This is a genomic window from Gramella sp. AN32 (assembly GCF_023718305.1).
In the GTDB taxonomy this organism is placed as follows: domain Bacteria; phylum Bacteroidota; class Bacteroidia; order Flavobacteriales; family Flavobacteriaceae; genus Christiangramia; species Christiangramia antarctica.
On record NZ_QEYO01000002.1, the window covers coordinates 406675 to 424979 of the forward strand.

18 protein-coding genes are annotated in these 18305 nt (G+C 37.9%); 14 read left to right on the top strand and 4 right to left on the bottom strand.

Annotated elements, in window-relative coordinates; genetic code table 11:
• The first annotated feature begins 74 nt into the window (after window positions 1-74).
• From nhaD to DHD80_RS04380, 9 genes are all read left to right on the top strand, one after another.
• Complete coding sequence (nhaD, locus tag DHD80_RS04340) at window positions 75-1442, top strand: sodium:proton antiporter NhaD (protein WP_251739909.1); 1368 nt, start codon at window positions 75-77, stop codon at window positions 1440-1442.
• Between the two features lie 66 nt (window positions 1443-1508).
• A complete protein-coding gene (locus DHD80_RS04345; RefSeq protein ID WP_251739910.1) occupies window positions 1509-2660 on the top strand; it encodes a pyridoxal phosphate-dependent aminotransferase family protein in 1152 nt (383 codons plus the stop codon).
• Window positions 2661-2662: 2 nt separating this feature from the next.
• Window positions 2663-3280, top strand: a complete 618-nt coding sequence (bioD, locus tag DHD80_RS04350) for a dethiobiotin synthase (protein WP_251739911.1) — start codon at window positions 2663-2665, stop codon at window positions 3278-3280.
• Window positions 3280-4548, top strand: coding sequence for an adenosylmethionine--8-amino-7-oxononanoate transaminase (bioA, locus tag DHD80_RS04355; RefSeq protein ID WP_251739912.1), 1269 nt, complete (start codon window positions 3280-3282; stop codon window positions 4546-4548). The genes bioD and bioA overlap by 1 nt, the downstream gene beginning before the upstream one ends.
• 902 nt (window positions 4549-5450) lie before the next feature.
• Complete coding sequence (locus tag DHD80_RS04360; RefSeq protein ID WP_251739913.1) at window positions 5451-6056, top strand: SET domain-containing protein; 606 nt, start codon at window positions 5451-5453, stop codon at window positions 6054-6056.
• Between the two features lie 48 nt (window positions 6057-6104).
• Window positions 6105-7247 carry a beta-ketoacyl synthase N-terminal-like domain-containing protein gene (locus DHD80_RS04365; RefSeq protein WP_251739914.1) on the top strand — a complete coding sequence of 381 codons (1143 nt, stop codon included), beginning with the start codon at window positions 6105-6107 and terminating at the stop codon, window positions 7245-7247.
• Window positions 7248-7331: 84 nt separating this feature from the next.
• Window positions 7332-8429: a biotin synthase BioB gene (gene bioB / locus DHD80_RS04370; RefSeq protein WP_251739915.1), complete on the top strand. Its 1098-nt coding sequence runs from the start codon at window positions 7332-7334 to the stop codon at window positions 8427-8429.
• A 12-nt stretch (window positions 8430-8441) separates the two neighbouring features.
• On the top strand, window positions 8442-9311 hold the full coding sequence (locus DHD80_RS04375) for a cupin-like domain-containing protein (RefSeq protein ID WP_251739916.1): 870 nt from the start codon (window positions 8442-8444) through the stop codon (window positions 9309-9311).
• Between the two features lie 15 nt (window positions 9312-9326).
• Window positions 9327-10193: a cupin-like domain-containing protein gene (locus DHD80_RS04380; RefSeq protein WP_251739917.1), complete on the top strand. Its 867-nt coding sequence runs from the start codon at window positions 9327-9329 to the stop codon at window positions 10191-10193.
• Here the strand turns inward: DHD80_RS04380 and DHD80_RS04385 are convergent.
• The 4 genes from DHD80_RS04385 to DHD80_RS04400 form a co-directional block, all read right to left on the bottom strand.
• A complete protein-coding gene (locus DHD80_RS04385) occupies window positions 10183-10662 on the bottom strand; it encodes a regulatory protein RecX (protein WP_251739918.1) in 480 nt (159 codons plus the stop codon). The genes DHD80_RS04380 and DHD80_RS04385 overlap by 11 nt on opposite strands.
• Before the next feature lie 83 nt (window positions 10663-10745).
• Window positions 10746-11228, bottom strand: a complete 483-nt coding sequence (locus tag DHD80_RS04390) for a ferritin-like domain-containing protein (RefSeq protein WP_251739938.1) — start codon at window positions 11226-11228, stop codon at window positions 10746-10748.
• 189 nt (window positions 11229-11417) lie between these two features.
• Window positions 11418-12956 (bottom strand): Rne/Rng family ribonuclease, encoded by a 1539-nt coding sequence (locus tag DHD80_RS04395; protein ID WP_251739939.1) that lies wholly within the window; start codon window positions 12954-12956, stop codon window positions 11418-11420.
• A 301-nt stretch (window positions 12957-13257) separates the two neighbouring features.
• A complete protein-coding gene (locus DHD80_RS04400; protein WP_251739919.1) occupies window positions 13258-13548 on the bottom strand; it encodes an HU family DNA-binding protein in 291 nt (96 codons plus the stop codon).
• A 145-nt stretch (window positions 13549-13693) separates the two neighbouring features.
• Between DHD80_RS04400 and mutY the strand changes: the two genes are divergently transcribed.
• The 5 genes from mutY to DHD80_RS04425 all read left to right on the top strand — a co-directional run bounded on the left by mutY (window position 13694) and on the right by DHD80_RS04425 (window position 18192).
• Complete coding sequence (mutY, locus tag DHD80_RS04405) at window positions 13694-14746, top strand: A/G-specific adenine glycosylase (RefSeq protein ID WP_251739920.1); 1053 nt, start codon at window positions 13694-13696, stop codon at window positions 14744-14746.
• Window positions 14747-14854: 108 nt separating this feature from the next.
• The gene (ssb, locus tag DHD80_RS04410; protein ID WP_251739921.1) at window positions 14855-15331 is read left to right on the top strand and encodes a single-stranded DNA-binding protein; all 477 of its coding nucleotides are present in this window, start codon (window positions 14855-14857) and stop codon (window positions 15329-15331) included.
• Between the two features lie 22 nt (window positions 15332-15353).
• Window positions 15354-16682 carry a gliding motility-associated protein GldE gene (locus DHD80_RS04415; protein ID WP_251739922.1) on the top strand — a complete coding sequence of 443 codons (1329 nt, stop codon included), beginning with the start codon at window positions 15354-15356 and terminating at the stop codon, window positions 16680-16682.
• A complete protein-coding gene (gene gldD / locus DHD80_RS04420; protein WP_251739923.1) occupies window positions 16669-17235 on the top strand; it encodes a gliding motility lipoprotein GldD in 567 nt (188 codons plus the stop codon). The genes DHD80_RS04415 and gldD overlap by 14 nt, the downstream gene beginning before the upstream one ends.
• Window positions 17236-17295: 60 nt before the next feature.
• Window positions 17296-18192, top strand: a complete 897-nt coding sequence (locus DHD80_RS04425; RefSeq protein ID WP_251739940.1) for a DMT family transporter — start codon at window positions 17296-17298, stop codon at window positions 18190-18192.
• Window positions 18193-18305: the final 113 nt, after the last annotated feature.

Consider the following 18305-nt stretch of genomic DNA (forward strand, 5'->3'; position numbering starts at 1 on the left):
GCCAGATTACCGACTGTATTTTTAATTTCCGAAACTTGAAACTTAAGTTGTTTACACATTAAATTTTATACTGAATGGACTCTATAGTTATCCTGATTTTTGTAGTTGGATATTTATTAATTACTCTTGAACACCCTATAAAGCTGGACAAAACCGTTCCGGCTCTTTTAATGGCCGCAATTATGTGGGCCCTGCTTTCCATAGGTTTTAAGGAAAACTGGTTTGACATCATTAATACGGAAGGAGAAATTTTCAATTTCCTAAGTGATGGTGAAGAAGGCGAAGAGGGTTTTTCAGGTACTTTGTTGCACCATTTTGGAAAGACTTCAGAGATTCTAATTTTTCTTATTGGAGCCATGACCATTGTGGAATTAATTGATCTCCATAAGGGATTCACCATTCTTAAAGGCTTTGTAAAAACCAAAAGCAAGCGTAAACTTCTTTGGATTGTAGGTATCCTGGCTTTTTTCCTTTCAGCAATGATAGATAACCTTACTGCTACCATTGTTTTAGTGACTTTGCTTAGGAAATTGATCCCTAATAAAACCCAACGGCTCTGGTATGTTGCTCTGGCGGTAATCGCCGCGAATGCCGGGGGTGCCTGGTCTCCTATTGGCGATGTGACCACTACGATGCTCTGGATCGCTGAAAAAATTTCGACCATGGGTTTGATGGAATACGTGATCCTTCCATCTATTGTCTGTTTTATAGTTCCATTCGCCATCGCTTCTATGATGCCGGTTTTTAAAGGCACTGTTGAAACCGATACACATGCGGAAGTTTCAGAAGAAAGGATCCTGAGTAGTAAAGTAATGTTAATCGCAGGTTTAGGAGCAATATTATCGGTGCCTGTTTTTAAAACCTTAACACATTTACCCCCTTATATGGGAATGATCCTCGCCTTAGGTGTTGTTTGGCTTATTTCCGAATATATCCATCCGGAAGAGGATTTTGAGGAAGAAGACCGGCATATGTATTCTGCACATAGAGCACTTTCCAGAATTGAAATTTCCAGTATCCTTTTCTTCCTGGGGATTTTAATGGCTGTTGCGGCGCTGGAATCACTGGTTTTTGGAACAGTGGGCGGAGAAGAAGTCGGGACCTTAAGGTATCTCGCGGAAATCCTTCAAAATAATATACCCAATCAAAATGTGGTGATTATAGTTTTAGGTGTCTTTTCCGCGATTATAGACAACGTACCGCTGGTGGCAGCTTCAATGGGTATGTATGATGCCCCAATGGATGCGCAGTTATGGCATTTTATCGCTTACTCTGCAGGAACGGGGGGAAGTATGTTGATCATTGGTTCTGCTGCCGGAGTCGCTGCTATGGGAATGGAAAATATAGATTTTATCTGGTATCTTAAAAAGGTAACCTGGCTGGCGGCACTTGGTTTTATAAGTGGTGCGGGAACCTTTATATTAATGCATGAAGTATTATAATTAGGATCAAATAATTTTGAAAGCGGAACCAATCAGTTCCGCTTTTTTTATTTCTAATTTTGTGTTATGGCAGAATTTCCTAAAAAATTAGAGCAGGGCTTGCAAAAAAGAAAAGAGGATAATTCTTTCCGAAGTTTAGTTCCGCAACAGGAAGGAATCGACTTTTTCTCTAATGATTATCTTGGTTTTTCTACATTGGAACTCCTTAAAAAACAGACCGAAAAAAATTTAAAAAATCATTTTAAATTAGGTTCAACCGGTTCAAGATTACTTTCGGGAAACCATCCTTTATTCGAAAAAGCTGAAACTTATCTCGCGAATTTCCATAATTCTGAAGCGGCCTTGATTTTTAATTCCGGTTACGATGCCAATATTGGCTTCTTTTCTGCAGTCCCACAAAAAGGGGATTTTATTTTTTATGATGAATTCTCCCATGCTTCAATTCGCGACGGCTTAAAAATGTCCCTGGCCAGAAATTATAAATTTCGGCATAACGATTTTCAGGATCTTGAAGAAAAACTTATTCGATATTCCCAATCAAAATCAGCTGACTCAGAATTTTACGTGGTTACCGAATCTGTTTTTTCCATGGATGGGGATTCCCCAGAACTGGACAAACTAATTAAATTGAAAAAAAAATATGGTCTTCAGTTGATAGTGGATGAAGCACATGCGACTGGTGTTATTGGAAGGAATGGAGAAGGCATGGTTCAGGAAAAAAAATTAGAAGATCACATTTTTGCCAGAATTCACACCTTCGGAAAAGCTTTAGGTTGTCATGGTGCGGTAATTCTGGGAAGCCAAAAACTGATAGATTATCTGGTTAATTTCTCCAGAAGTTTTATATATACGACCGCCCTTTCGCCACATTCAGTAGCGACGATAATGGGCGCTTATCAAAATCTTAAAAATTCAGAAGCAATTATAAAGCTGCAGGAAAATATACATTTTTTCCGAAGAGAAATTAAGAAAAACGAACTTCAACAGGATTTTATTGAATCGAATTCGGCCATTCAAAGTTGTATCATTCCGGGAAATGAAAGGGTAAAAATTATTTCAAAAAAGCTCAATCAAAACCGCTTTCTCGTCAAGCCTATTTTATCTCCAACAGTTCCCGAGGGTTCCGAGCGATTACGATTCTGCGTGCATTCTTATAATTCTACGGCTGAAATAACTGCGGTTTTAAGCCAGTTGGCTACTTTTGTGCCCAAAGATTAAATATGCCGAAAACGTATTTCGTAACCGGAATTGGAACTGAAGTGGGTAAAACCATCGTATCTGCAATTTTGGTCGAAGCTTTACAAGCCGATTATTGGAAACCAATCCAGGCTGGGGATTTGGATCATTCAGATACTCAAAAAATTGAAAATCTTATCAGTAATAAAAAAACTGTTTTTCATAAGAATTCTTATGCTTTAAACACTCCCATGAGCCCCCATGCGGCGGCGGAAATTGATAAAATTAAGATCAGTTTACAGGAGATCAATCCACCAAAAACTATAAATAGTCTTGTTATAGAAGGAGCTGGCGGATTAATGGTTCCGCTGAATGATAAAGATCGTATCATCGATCTTATTAAAAATGATTATGAGATCATTTTAGTTTCCAGACATTACCTGGGAAGTATCAATCATACGCTTTTAAGCATTGAAGCCTTAAAAAATCGCGGATTCGAAAATATTTCCATCGTATTTAATGGTGATCAAAATAACTCTTCGGAAATTATTATTGAAAAAATGAGCGGCGTGGCGATATTGGGAAGAATTGAAGAAGAACCTTATTTTGATCAAATGGTAATTAAAGAATATGCTGAAATTTTCCGGGAAAAACTATTGTAATGAGTGATCTGAAAGAAAGGGATAAAAAACATTTGTGGCATCCATTAACCCAGCATAAGACTGCAAGGGAAATGTTGCCCATTGTAAAGGCGAAGGCTTGCATTTTAACCGATGATAATGGTAATGAATATATAGATGGGATTTCTTCCTGGTACACCGCCGTATACGGCCATTGCCACCCTTTCATAACTAACAAGGTGGCTAAACAAATGCAAAACCTCGATCAGGTTGTTTTTAGTGGCTTTACCCATGAACCAGCCATTGAATTATCTGAAGCTTTGATCAAAATTCTACCCGCAGGTCAGCAGAAGATGTTCTTTAATGACAACGGTTCTACTGCTACTGAAATTGGGATTAAAATGGCATTGCAATACCATCATAATTTAGGCAATGATCGCAAGGTGATGCTGGCTTTTGAAAATGGTTTCCACGGAGATACTTTCGGGGCGATGTCTGTTTCCGGATTATCGGTTTATAATGGTGCTTTTAAAGATCATTTTATTCGGGTTAAACGATTGCCTGTGCCCAACGGGGAAAATAATTCAGAAGTAATTTCCACGCTTAAAATGCTTATTGCTGAACATAATTTCGCCGGTTTTATTTATGAACCTTTGATCCAGGGGGCAGCTGCGATGCAGTTTCATAATGCTGAAGGCCTGGATGAGATTTTGAAAATCTGCTGGGAAAATGAAATTATTCTGATCGCAGATGAAGTGATGACCGGTTTCGGGAAAACCGGAAAATTCTTTGCTTCAGATCATTTACAACAAAAGCCGGATATCCTTTGTATGTCCAAGGCTTTAACCGCCGGACTTTTACCCATGGGCCTTACCAGTTGCACTCAAAAGATCTACGACGCTTTTTATTCAGATGAGATTGCTAAAGGCCTTTTTCATGGCCATACCTACACCGCCAATCCACTGGCATGTACCGCAGCCCTGGCCGCACTGGAGTTATTGACTTCGGAAGAAATTCAGCATAAAATCACAGAAATTGCCAGACAGAATAATGCTTTTGCCAATAAGATTAAGTATCATCCCAAAGTTAAAAACCTACGCACTTTAGGGGTCATCCTGGCTTTTGAACTTGACGTTGAAACCGATAGATATGGGAGCCTAAGAGATAAGATTTTCGATTTTTTTATGCAAAGGGGAATAGCACTTCGGCCTTTGGGAAATACCATTTATATTTTGCCACCTTATGTAATTTCCGAAAAACAACTTCAGCAAATATATTTGGCGATAGAGGAATCCTTATCAGTATTTTAATTTTATACTTTCCCTAAAGTTTTAGAAGATGTTCATTCTGAAATCGAAGATTGGACGGAATCAAATAAATTACCATTGACGTATTTATTTGCGTAGTATAGACCCTGAACCCAGTTCAGGGTGACGATACTGACCTTTAGAATTGCCGTCATGCTGTCCCGATAGCTACCGGGATGTTTCAGCATCTTATTAGAGATACTAAAAAATACGTCAATTTTCTTCGCTAGATAATTTTTTATCACGGGTCTCAGCGTGACGAAAAAGGTCATTTCGAAGGAGTGCAACGACTGAGAAATCTCTTATTTAAACTTCATTTAAAATGAGATTTCTCCCTTTGGTCGAAATGACCATCCTAGGTATTCTTTGTTCATCGCGAGCGCAGTCGAAGCATATTTTCATTCTTTTCTTTTTCCATTGCTGAAAAAGAAACAAAAAATCTAGTCTGCAGTTTCTCGTTCACCCGTAACGGTTTAAATCCTAAAAGAATTGAACTCGCTTCGCTCAAACAGCAATTCTTTTTTAACGGATTTTGCACCTACGGGTCCCGAATCCGAAATTGAGGACGTTTCCCTGCTGGTTGTCCATTGCGAACCTGCCTGCGGTAGGCAGGCGCAGTGAAGCAATCTATTATGGAGACTGCTTCGTTTCCTCGCAGTGACGTATTAGAGGCCCTGAACCCAGTTCAGGGTGACGATGCTGGTTTTTAGAACTACCGTCATGCTGTCCCGAGCTATCGGGATGTTTCAGCATCTCATCAGATCTTCTAAAAAATTCGTCAATTTCCTCCGCTAGAATTTTTATCACGGGTCTCAGGGTGGCGGAATAAATATTTTTAAAAGTTTTAAATTTTAAGAATTTTGAATTTGTTTTTTATATAATTTTAGTTGAATATTCTACAAATTATGATGCATCCTGATACAGAACTTAGATGGATAAGTTCAAAAATTGGTTATGGAGTGGTGGCAACCAAATTGATCCCCAAAGGGACGATCACCTGGGCACTGGATGAACTGGATCACGTATTTAAGCCTGATGCTCCAGAGAAGCTAAAATCAGATTCCCGGGATATGCTGGAAAAATACAGTTTTCGCAACCATAAGGGTGAGCATATTTTATGTTGGGACCTGGCGAAATTTGTAAACCACAGCTTCAAATCGAATTGCCTTTCTACCTGCTATAATTTTGAACTTGCCATTCGTGATATTCAGATAGGTGAGGAGCTTACAGATGATTACGGCTATTTGAATTTGACAGAATCCTTTACTCCGGAAGATGAAGGAACTGCAAGGAAAGAAGTGCTTCCAGACGATATCCTAAGATGTCATCAAGAATGGGATGAAAAATTAGAACAGGCATTTCCCTATATCTCCAAAGTTCATCAGCCATTATTTTCTTTATTACCGGAAAAAGTTAAAGAGAAGATCGAAGAAATTAACTCCGGTTCCAGAAAAATGAAGTCAACTAAGAAGCTTTATTTCCGGCCACGCAAGAAAAGAATTAAGCTTTAGGATTAGGCAATCTTTTACTTCAGGCTTATTTTTGCCAAAAATCAAGTTTTGAAAAATCCAGTTTCAATTACTGCTGTTAGCAGTATTTCACCCTTAGGGAAAAATGCTGAAGAGATTTGGGCAAATTACAGGTCTGGAAAGCATTTTTTATCCAGAAAAAAAATTGGGGAAAGTGAATGGATTATAGGAGAACTTTCTGCAGCTTTAAATGCAGAAATTGAAAATTTACGATCTGAAAATTCAAAATATCGCTATTTAGACCGGTCAGTTTTAATGGCCATTCTTACCGGAAGAAATATCTCCAATTCGAATAGAAAAACGGGGATCAATATTGGAAGTAGCCGTGGCGCAACCGAATTATTTGAAAAATATCATACTGAATTTATAGAAACAGGAAAAACTTCAGGATATTCCTCACCATCCACCACCCTGGGAAATATTTCTTCCTGGGTAGCACAGGATCTTCAACTTAATGGCCCAGATTTTTCCCACAGTATTACCTGTTCTACAGGAATGCATTCAATTTTAAATGGAATTGCCTGGCTGGAAAGTAAAATGTCACAAAATTTTATAGTGGGCGGTAGTGAAGCAGCTTTAACTCCTTTTACGCTTGCGCAAATGGCCGCAATGAAAATATATGCTTCTTCTTTTTCGGAATTTCCCAGTAGGGCCCTGGACATGAAAAAAGAAAAAAATTCCATGGTTTTGGCGGAAGCTTCTGGTTTATTACAAATCGAACTGGGGGAAAAGAAAACTGCCAAAGCTATAATTCGTGGAATTGGTTACGGAAATGAGAAGCTAAAGCACGGGGCATCGCTTTCCAGAAAAGGAAAATGTCTTCAGAAATCCATGAGAATGGCCATTTCAGAAATCGATAAAAGTGAAATTGATGCTATTGTGCTACATGCACCGGGAACTATAGGTGGAGATGCTTCAGAAGTTAATGCAGTAACCGAAATTTTTGGAGAAAACCTTCCTGCGATAACCAGTAACAAATGGATCATGGGCCATAGTTTCGCCGCCTCGGGAATATTGAGTCTTGAAATGGCAATTTTGATGCTGGAGCATCAGGAATTCATCAATGTACCTTTTTCTGAATTTCAGAAAAAACCTAAGAAGTTAGAAAAGATCTTAGTGAATTCAGTTGGTTTTGGGGGAAATGCGGTTTCAATCCTTGTGTCCCGAAATTAGATGTTAGCTTTTGGTTTATAATTCATCTTGCGAAATTCCTGAGAAACCTGAGTTTTCTTTATTTTTGAATACAAATCGATTTACATGACTATTAAACACGACTGGACCAAAGAAGAGATTCTTGAAATTTACAACAAACCTTTCATGGAGCTGCTTTACGAAGCGGCGACGGTTCATCGCCAACAACATGATCCCAATACAGTCCAGGTTTCTACATTACTTTCTATAAAAACCGGGGGTTGCCCGGAAGATTGCGGGTATTGTCCACAGGCAGCCCGTTATCATACAGATTTGGAAGGGAATGATCTTATGAGTGTAAATCAGGTAAAAGCCCAAGCTTTACGTGCAAAAGCTACAGGCAGTTCCAGGGTTTGTATGGGTGCAGCTTGGAGAAATGTAAAGGACGGTTCAGAATTCGACAATGTACTTGAGATGGTGCGAACCATTAACAAGCTCGATATGGAAGTTTGCTGTACTTTAGGCATGCTAACTGAAAACCAGGCACAAAGGCTTGCAGAGGCCGGTCTATATGCCTACAATCATAACCTGGATACTTCTGAAGACTATTATAAAGAGGTAATTTCTACCCGTGGATTTGAAGACCGGTTGCAAACCATAAATAATGTTAGAAAAACAAATGTGACCGTTTGTAGTGGGGGAATTATAGGAATGGGAGAAAGTGAAGCCGATCGTGCCGGAATGCTGGTTGCTCTGGCAACTTTGAATCCGCAGCCGGAATCTGTGCCCATAAATGCCCTAGTGCCAGTTGAAGGTACACCAATGGCTGAGGAAAAGCCTGTTCCAATTTGGGATATGATCAGGATGGTGGCGACAACCAGGATTGTAATGCCCGAAACTCAGGTAAGGCTTTCTGCCGGTAGGACCCAAATGAGTCGTGAAGGCCAGGCGATGTGTTTCTTTGCCGGGGCGAATTCGATTTTTGCCGGGGATAAATTGCTTACCACGCCAAATCCTGATGTAAATGAGGACATGGAAATGTTTAAAATGTTAGGACTTAACCCGCAAAAGGCTTTTGAGAAGAAATCCCAACCGGTAAGCGTTGCTGCTGATAAATCCCAATTCAATAGTCAGGATGAAAAACCAAAATGGAGTAGGCCGGGACATAAAATTGAACGTAACCTCCAGGCGCAGGAAAAAGCAAAATCAAAGCCTGGTTTTTAATTTTATATAAAATTGAAACTCGATCTTCAAAACATTCCAAGAAGAAAAGGGCTCTCGCAAGATGAGTTTTTACAGGAATATTTTATTCCGGAGAAACCGGTGGTGATTGAAGATCTTGCTAAAAACTGGCCGGCGTATTCCAAATGGGATTTTGATTATTTTCGAGAAAAGGCAGGTGAAGTTGTGGTACCGTTGTATGATAGTAAGCCAGCAAAAGGAAGACAGGCTTCTCATGGGCCGGCAATGAAGATGCCGTTAAAAGAATATATAGATATTCTGGAAGCAGGGCCTACAGACCTCAGAATGTTCTTCTTCAATCTTCTGCAAAATTGCCCTGAATTGGTCGAGGATTTTCAATATCCTGAACTGGGGGTTAAATTCTTTAAAAAATTACCGGTGCTTTTTGTAGGTGGTGAAGGTTCCAAAGTGGTGATGCATTATGATATGGACCTTGCCAATAATTTTCATTTTAACTTTACAGGGAAAAAGAAAGTGATTCTTTATCCGCCAGATCAAACAGGACTTATTTATAAAGTGCCTTATTCCATTGTAAGTATGGAAATCATTGATATGGATGCTCCAGATTTTGAGAAATATCCTGCTCTGGCGAAAGCTAAAGGCTTTGAAACTAGAATGGTCCATGGGGATGCCCTATATATTCCCAGTAAATGGTGGCATTTTATTAAGTACGAAACTCCCAGCTTATCCTTAACTTTACGTTCGCTGCCCAGATCTCCAAAAAAGATCGCTGAGGTTTTAAAGAACATTTTGATCATGAGAAATTATGATAATGTCATGAGAAAAATTAAAGGTCAGCGGTGGGTCGATTATAAAAATGAGCTGGCAATCAAGCGCACTCATAAATATGCAGAGATTGATTAAATGAAGAATGATGCTATGAAATTGGAACAAATTCCCAGAATAGAGAATATCTCTAAAGATGATTTTGTTCGGAATTACGTACAACCTCAAAAGCCGGTGGTAATCACTAAACTTATCGAAGGCTGGCCGGCATATGATAAGTGGACATTAGATTATATTGATGAAATTGCCGGTGACAAAATGGTGCCGCTTTATGATAACAGGCCAATTTCTTCAGAATTTAAATTTAATGAAGCTCATACGAAGATGAAAATGCACGAGTATATTGAGCTGCTTAAAAAAGGCCCATCAAGTTATCGCATCTTTCTTTACAATTTACTCAAGGAAGTCCCCAAACTTCAGCAGGATTTCAGTTTTCCGGATATTGGCTTAAGATTTCTGAAGCAAATGCCCATGTTATTTTTTGGCGGTGAAAAGTCAAAAGTCTTTATGCATTATGACATTGATTACGCCAATATTTTACATTTTCATTTCCACGGAAAAAAACAATGCATTTTATTTCCTCCCACTGAAAGTAAGCATTTATACAAGGTGCCGCACGCTTTGATCACTCGGGAAGATATCAATTTTAATAATCCAGATTATGACAAGTTTCCTGTTTTAAAGAAAGCAAAAGGTTTTATTACCGAATTAAATCATGGAGATACGCTTTATATGCCTGAAGGTTACTGGCACCATATGACCTATCTTACTGCCGGGTTTTCCATGAGTTTGAGGGCAACCCCAAGAACGCTTACCAATTTTTCCAAAGCCGTATACAATATCATTTTTATGCGTCATTTTGATAATTATATGAGAAAATTTCGCGGTCAAAAATGGATTGATTATAAAAATGATCAGGCGGTCAAGCGCACTCACAAAAAGTATGATATTAGGGGATAAGCTCGTTTAAGCAATCAAAAACGAGATGGGTTTCGTAACCTTTGCGCATTAGATGATCAGCTACCTTTTGTTTTTTCTTATAAGAATTAGATTCATTGGTTTTTTCAATCCTTTTTTCTGCCAGATCATATAAAGAAGAATTATAATCTTTTTGATTGATTTCTGAAAGGCCTAATTTTATAATAGGTTCCGATATTTGCTTTTTTCGCAGTTCATTTTTGATCTTCACTTTTCCCCATTTTTTAATTCTGAATTTGCCCCGGGCAAAACTACGGGCAAATCGTTCTTCATTTAAAAAATCTTCCTGCATTAACTGAATGATGATCTTCTCTTTTGCCTGGGGAATCATTCGCATTTCATTCAACTTATCTTCCACTTCCTTTTGGGATCTGTCGCGATATGCGCAGTAATGCATCAGCTTTTGGGTAGCTTCAGTGATGGTGTATGATTTGTCTTTAGAATAATCCATTAAAAAAGTTAAAAATATATGTAGAAAATAGGTATAAAAAAAGCTTCCACGAAGGGAAGCTTTTCAATTTTATTCACTGAAGATTATTTCGCTTTTTTATTCAAACGTCCTTCAGCTAATTTATCCAGTTTATTATCGGCGTTGTATTCTTCATCAAGAGTTTTTTGAAGTTTTTTCGCTACGTCTTTATGACCAAGTTCTTTGGCATAACGCACTACAGTTCCATATCCTGAAATTTCATAATGTTCCACACGTTGGGCATCGGCAATAAGACCGGCATCGCGAACTTCTTCTGAAGCATCTTCTTCAAGGAAACTTTCAGCTTCTTCAATTAAGCCTTTCATTGCTTTACAGGTTTCACCGGTTGGTTTAAAGCCTAATTCTTCGCAAATTTCTGCTAATCTCTCTTTGTGCTCTTTCGTTTCTTCCAGATGGCTTTCAAAAGCGTCTTTTAGTTTTTTATCATGTGCAGCCTTTACCATTTTGGGTAATGCTTTGGTCAATTGAGATTCTGCACTATATAAATCTTTTAACTGGTGTTCAAATAGATCTTTCAAATCCTTCATCATGTCTATAATTTTTTTTGGTTTATAATGTATAAATCTAAGGCTGAAATAGTGGGAACTTAGTTAATTACCTAATAAAGCTTTGTTGGTATTCTATTAAAAGATTCAACTTATGGTTAAAGAATTATAAAGCTGGCGGGAATAAGGCAAAAAAAAACGCCTTTCAAATGAATGAAAGGCGTTGATTATTTATAAGATCACTTTCCCGTCTTTATCGTGGAAGTGGTACTCTAAATACGTGTAAGCATCTCGAGGCAAAATTTTAACCCAGCGTTTATGGTCTACAAACCACTTAGATCTGGGCGATGGAAAGCCTTTGGTTAAAAAGGCTGCAATAAATGGGTGCGCACTAAGAGTAATCTTAGCATGATCTTTCTTGATCAATTTATCAAGATCGGTTTTGATTTTATTAATTACGCTAATTGGTGCTTCAATTTCACCAATTCCGTTAGGGTTATCCTCACGGGTTTTAATATTCATTTCCGGTCTTACGCGCTGTCTTGTAATTTGGATCAATCCGAATTTACTAGGGGGCAATATTTTATGTTTTGCCCGGTCATCACTCATTTCGTTGCGAAGGTGATCATAGAGCTTCTTTCTATTTTCAGCTCTGTTCATATCTATGAAATCTACCACGATAATCCCTCCCATGTCACGTAATCGTAACTGGCGGGCAATTTCTGCAGCACTTATCATATTAACTTCTAATGCGGTATCCTCCTGGTTTTTTGATTTATTGGAACGGTTTCCGCTGTTTACGTCTATAACGTGCATAGCTTCAGTGTGTTCAATAATCAGATAAGCACCTTTGCTCATAGAGACGGTGCGCCCAAAGGAAGTTTTAATTTGTCTTTCGATACCGCTTTTTTCGAAAATGGGTTGGTTGGATTGATGCAATTTTACGATTGATTCTTTTTCAGGAGCAATTTCGCTCACATAATCTTTAATTTGAGTATAAAGCGTTTCATCATCTACACAAATGGAGGTGAAGGTATCATTAAAGATATCTCTCAACAAAGACGATGCTCTGTTTAACTCTCCAAGTACTTTGGAAGGGTGATGCGGCTTATACAGTTTTTTGCACATGGCTGTCCATCGACCTACTAAATTTTCGAGGTCTCTGTCCAGTTCTGCTACTTTTTTACCTTCAGCTACGGTTCTAATGATCACACCAAAGTTTTTAGGTTTGATGCTTTTGACCAATCTCTTAAGGCGGTCTTTTTCTTCTTTGCTTTCAATTTTTTGAGAAACTGAAATGCGGTTGGAAAAAGGCACCAATACAATATAGCGACCGGGGAGTGAAAGCTCTGAGCTTATCCTTGGCCCTTTTGTAGAGATAGGTTCTTTCATGATTTGAACCAATAGCGACTGATTTGATTTTAAGACATCGGCGATAGCGCCATTTTTGTCTATATCCTTTTCTAAAGGAAAATTCTTTAAAGAATAATCTTTTAATTTACCTGTGCTTACACGTTTTATGAATTTCAATAAAGTCGCCATTTGAGGCCCAAGATCATGATAGTGTAAAAAACCATCTTTTTCATAGCCAACATTTACAAATGCGGCATTTAATCCTGGTACAGCTTTTCTAATCTTGGCGATATAAATATCTCCTACATTAAATTTATTGCTGTCTTCTTCTTTATTTAGTTCAATAAGTTTTCCATCTTTTAATAAGGCAAAATCTACAGCAGAAGGTTCGGACCTGATAATTAATTCTTTGTCCACACTTCTAGATTTTATATCCGTACCTGTAATGGTAGGTACAGATGGATTAAACATTATTTTTTCACAGGTTTTGAATCCTGAAGAAACTTAAACGATACTTTATCGCAGTTTCAATTTCAAAGAACGATTTTAAATAAAAAAAGTAGTTGGAAACTACTTTTTCTTGTGGCGATTGGCTCTTCTACGCTTTTTTCGCTTGTGCGTAGCCACCTTATGTCTTTTTCTCTTTTTACCACTTGGCATAGTGTACTTTATTTTAATTAATATTTATTTTGAAATCCCGGTTGACACCGTAGATTAATTACTTCACTTCTACATTAGATTTTACTCCTTCTACAAAAATTTTCGCAGGCTTGAATGCAGGGATGTTGTGAGCAGGAATTTTAATAGTAGTGTTTTTAGAGATGTTCCTTCCGGTTTTCTCGGCTCTGGTTTTCACTACAAAGCTTCCAAAACCTCTTAAATAGACATTGTCTCCGCTTTCAAGTGAAGATTTAACTTCATCCATAAAAGACTCGATAGTTGCTTGAACATCACCTTTTTCCATTCCAAGTTTTTCTGAAATGTTGGTTACGATATCTGCTTTCGTCATTTTCTTGCTGTTTAAATTTTATAAATTGGGGTTTGTGTTTTTTTTCAAGGGGGCAAATATAATAATTAAATCTTCAATATTTCAAACCTAATCCACTAATAATAACGTAATAAACTCCTAATATTGCAGAGCTTCTTTGTTAATTATGCAAATTACAACTGAACTTTTTACCTGGTATTCTGAAAATAAAAGGGAACTTCCCTGGAGAAACACGCGTGAACCCTATCATATATGGTTAAGTGAAATCATGCTTCAGCAAACAAGAATTGAACAGGGCTTACCCTATTACTATAGATTTACCGAGAAATATCCTACAGTTTTTGATCTGGCCAATGCGCCAATAGACGAGGTTTTAAAATTATGGCAGGGATTGGGCTATTATTCGCGCGCTAGGAACCTGCATGAAACTGCCAAATTTGTCACTGAAAAACTAAATGGTGTTTTCCCGAAATCGTATGTGGAATTAAAGAAACTCAAAGGAATTGGGGATTATACCGCAGCCGCAATTGCCAGTTTCTGTTATAACGAGCCGGTAGCGGTGGTAGATGGTAACGTATACAGGGTATTATCACGACTTTTTGATCTGGACACCCCTATCAATTCTTCTGCTGGGATAAAAGAATTTAAGTTGCTGGCCCAGGAAATTTTGAATAAAAAGGATCCGGCAACGCATAATCAGGCTTTAATGGAATTTGGGGCTATACAATGCAAACCTCAAAATCCTTATTGTCTTCTTTGTCCGCTGAGTTCAAAATGCCTTGCGCTGAGAAATAATACAGTAAAGGAGCGTCCCATAAAACTGAAAAAGAGCAAAATAAAGCATCGGTACTTCAATTATCTTGTGTTTAACCATCAGGATAAAAAAACCTTACTGGAGCAACGAACCGGAAAAGGGATTTGGAATGGGCTCTATCAATTTCCATTGGTAGAATCTAACGATCATTTTTCGGAAAAGGAATTAATTGCTTCCGAAGATTTTAAGAAGATCCTGGGCGAGAGGGAGTTTGAAATTACCTTATTTAGGGATGAGCCCAAAATTCATAAGCTCTCCCATCAACATTTACATACCAGATTCTGGATCGTTGAGACTAAACTGGATCTTGATAAAAGTATTTTTATAAACGAGGTCGAGAAATATCCTGTGCCGGTTTTAATTGAGAACTTTCTAAATGAATATCTTTCTGAGGCTTACAACTAATTTCTTGTTTATATCTTTGCGCTTTTGAACGCTATTCAGAATATATTTTTAGTATTTTAGAATAAATAATAATTAATAAGTCAGTTTCTTGACTCAAAAAGTATAGTAATGACAGGCACACTGAATAAAGTAATGCTCATAGGACACACGGGAGATGATGTAAAAATGCATTATTTTGAAGGAGGAGGATCTATTGGAAGATTTCCGGTAGCAACTAATGAAAGTTACACGAATAGGACTACAGGGGAGCGTGTTACCAATACAGAATGGCACAATGTAGTAGTGAGAAATAAAGCTGCTGAAGTTTGTGAAAAGTATTTGAAGAAAGGTGACCGGGTTTATGTGGAAGGAAGGATAAAAACACGTAAATGGCAGGACGATCAGGGACAGGATAAATACCAAACTGAAATTCACTGTTCAGAATTCACGTTTTTAACCCCTAAAAATGAAACCGGAATGCAAAACAGCGGAAATTCCCAGGGTACTGGAAATAACTCTAATAGCAAATCGGGAAATTCTAAAAGTCAAAGCAACCAGAACGAATCGGTTAATCAACAGGAGGAAGAAGACGATTTACCTTTCTAAATAGAAATTAAAACATTTGCCATTGGACTTGGAGCCTCCCAGTTTACTTTTAATTTGGGCCACTGTTGGAATTACCCAATTTGTAAGCCTTTTTATCTTAATTATTTTACTGCTTTGTTCTGCCCTTATTTCTGGAGCTGAAGTGGCTTTTTTTTCGCTTACCCCGGCTAATTTTATAACCGAAGATGGAAAGCGGTCTAAAACCCAGGATATTGTCATCACACTTCTGGAAAAACCCAAGAAGCTGCTGGCTACCATTTTAGTTGCAAATAATTTCATCAATATCGCGATTGTGCTGCTTTTTGATCATCTTACCGATGATCTTTTTGAAGGTGTAAATACAGAATTCTTCGGAATTGACCTGCGTTTCTTCTTCGAAGTAGGGATCGTCACTTTTCTTATTCTTCTTTTTGGAGAAATTCTACCGAAGGTTTATGCGAGCAGGAATAAAGAGAAGTTTTCAAACTTTATGGCCTACCCTCTAAATATTCTGGATACGCTATTTTCTCCACTGAGTAGTCCCATGCGTGCAGTCACACTTTATATCCATGAGAAATTGGGCAAAAAACGATCTTTTATAAGCATTGATCATTTATCGCAGGCACTCGAACTCACCAGTGAAGAAGATACTACCCGTGAGGAGCATAAAATTCTTCAGGGAATTGTAAGTTTTGGGAATACCGATACCAAACAGGTAATGCGCCCAAGGATGGACATTTTTGCCTTAAATCGCGAAAATACGTATTCCGAGATCGTTCCGCACTTAATAGAACATGGATATTCAAGAATCCCGGTTTATAAGGAAAATATCGATAATGTAGAGGGAATTCTCTACATCAAAGATCTTTTACCTTACCTGAACGAAAAGAATTTTGAGTGGACGAGTTTATTGCGGGAGCCTTATTTTGTTCCAGAGAACAAAAAGCTGGATGATCTTCTCAATGAATTTAAGGTGAAAAAGAATCACCTGGCCATTGTAGTAGATGAGTATGGAGGCACGAGCGGACTTATCTCCCTGGAAGATATTATTGAAGAGATCGTTGGGGATATTAGTGATGAATTTGATGATGAAGACCTTATTTATTCCAAATTGGATGAATTTAATTTTGTTTTTGAAGGTAAAACCCCGCTGAAAGATTTTTACAAAATTGCCAAAATTGATGATGTCACTATTTTCGAGGAAAAGAAGGGCGAAGCTGATACCCTGGCAGGTTTTCTCTTAGAAATTTCAGGAGGTTTTCCCAGGAAGAATGATATGCTGGCGCTCGAAAATTACACCTTTACCATAGAAGTGATAGATGATAAAAGGATTAAACAGATCAAGATGAATATTGGAAATGAAAAAAGCTAAACTATTTTTTTTTCTGATAAGTTTCGGAATGATCTCCGCCTGTAAAAATGATCCTAAACCGAAACCCAAAGGTTTTCTCTCCCTCAATTACCCTGAAGCCAAATACGAAAGAACTGAACTGGACTGTCCGTTTGAATTTGATAAAAATTCACTGGCTGAAATTGGCCCTTCCCGGAACAAAATTCCCTGCTGGATCAACCTGAATTATAATTTTATGAATGGGTCTATTTATATCACATATCAGCAGGTAAATAATAACCTTGATTCATTGCTGATGGACGCTCAGAAACTTCCGCTTCAACATACCATTAAAGCCGATGCCATTGAAGGCGATATCTATACCAACGATCTTCATAAAACCTACGGAATGTTTTATGAGGTAGAAGGTGATGCGGCATCACAGGCCCAATTTTATTTAACCGATAGTACGGAACATTTTATAACGGGTTCGGTATATTTTAACCGCGTTCCAAATTATGATTCCCTTGTTCCTGCCGCGGCTTACCTAAAAAAAGATATCCGTCATTTGATGGAAAGCCTTACCTGGAAATAATTTACCAGAATTCTCAAAATTTCCCACTTGTAATACCGACTTTTGGCCTTTGTATTTTATATGGGTTCCAAAAACATAAAATGGCTTTACCTGGTGATCTTATCACTGGTTTGGGGCAGTTCCTTTATTCTGATTAAAAAAGCTTTGATCGCGCTCACGCCCTTGCAGGTGGGCTCGCTTAGATTAATTTTCGCAGCTATATTTCTTGTGCTTGTAGGATTGAAGAGTTTAAAACAATTAAACCGAAAACAATGGAAATTGATCATTATTTCAGCTTTTATAGGATCATTTTTCCCGGTCTTTTTATTCGCCTATGCTGAAACCGAAATTGACAGCGCTATTGCCTCCATTCTAAATGCTACTACTCCCTTACTTACATTAATTTTCGGGGTATTTTTCTTTAAAGCAATCCTAACTCAGAATAAAACGATAGGTGTTATTGTTGGTTTGCTGGGAACTGTTGGATTAATTCTAAGCGGCGCGAGCATTAATCCAGATCAGGATTATTTATATTCATTTTTAGTGATTATCGCGGCAACTTTTTATGCGGTTAATGTCAATATTCTGAAGTTTTACATGCAGGATATTTCCGCAGTTGCGATTACTGTGGGTAGTTTTCTGGTTTTGTCGCTTCCTGCAACAATCATCCTTTATTATACCGGTTTTTTTGAAACTGAAAGTTTAACCAGTGAACTTCAGTGGTCATTAATTTCCGTAGGAATATTGGGTGTTCTTGGCACAGGGCTGGCCATGATCTTATTTAATAAACTGGTGCAGATTTCAGATCCTGTTTTTACCACTTCGGTTACTTATATTATTCCAATCGTGGCTTTGGGCTGGGGAATTTTAGACGGAGAAGTCTTTGGTTTATGGCAATTATTTTCCGCAGCAATTATTTTAATTGGGGTCTTTATTGTAAACCGGTCGAAAAATTTAATGCATAAAAAAAGCCGATAATAAATACCTACCGTCTGGACATATTTCTAAAGAGGATCCAACCTTGCATAATAGAGGAGAATTTTTGTAAGCCTTTCCAAAAGGTTGTGATTCCGGGTTTTCTCTCAGAGAGA

Bases quoted from the DNA above. Each gene is read 5' to 3' on its own strand.
- nhaD (WP_251739909.1), top strand. From the start codon at position 75: ATGGACTCTATAGTTATCCTGATTTTTGTAGTTGGATATTTATTAATT.
- DHD80_RS04345 (WP_251739910.1), top strand. From the start codon at position 1,509: ATGGCAGAATTTCCTAAAAAATTAGAGCAGGGCTTGCAAAAAAGAAAA.
- bioD (WP_251739911.1), top strand. From the start codon at position 2,663: ATGCCGAAAACGTATTTCGTAACCGGAATTGGAACTGAAGTGGGTAAA.
- bioA (WP_251739912.1), top strand. From the start codon at position 3,280: ATGAGTGATCTGAAAGAAAGGGATAAAAAACATTTGTGGCATCCATTA.
- DHD80_RS04360 (WP_251739913.1), top strand. From the start codon at position 5,451: ATGATGCATCCTGATACAGAACTTAGATGGATAAGTTCAAAAATTGGT.
- bioB (WP_251739915.1), top strand. From the start codon at position 7,332: ATGACTATTAAACACGACTGGACCAAAGAAGAGATTCTTGAAATTTAC.
- DHD80_RS04380 (WP_251739917.1), top strand. From the start codon at position 9,327: ATGAAATTGGAACAAATTCCCAGAATAGAGAATATCTCTAAAGATGAT.
- DHD80_RS04385 (WP_251739918.1), bottom strand. From the start codon at position 10,662: ATGGATTATTCTAAAGACAAATCATACACCATCACTGAAGCTACCCAA.
- DHD80_RS04390 (WP_251739938.1), bottom strand. From the start codon at position 11,228: ATGAAGGATTTGAAAGATCTATTTGAACACCAGTTAAAAGATTTATAT.
- DHD80_RS04400 (WP_251739919.1), bottom strand. From the start codon at position 13,548: ATGACGAAAGCAGATATCGTAACCAACATTTCAGAAAAACTTGGAATG.
- mutY (WP_251739920.1), top strand. From the start codon at position 13,694: ATGCAAATTACAACTGAACTTTTTACCTGGTATTCTGAAAATAAAAGG.
- ssb (WP_251739921.1), top strand. From the start codon at position 14,855: ATGACAGGCACACTGAATAAAGTAATGCTCATAGGACACACGGGAGAT.
- gldD (WP_251739923.1), top strand. From the start codon at position 16,669: ATGAAAAAAGCTAAACTATTTTTTTTTCTGATAAGTTTCGGAATGATC.
- DHD80_RS04425 (WP_251739940.1), top strand. From the start codon at position 17,296: ATGGGTTCCAAAAACATAAAATGGCTTTACCTGGTGATCTTATCACTG.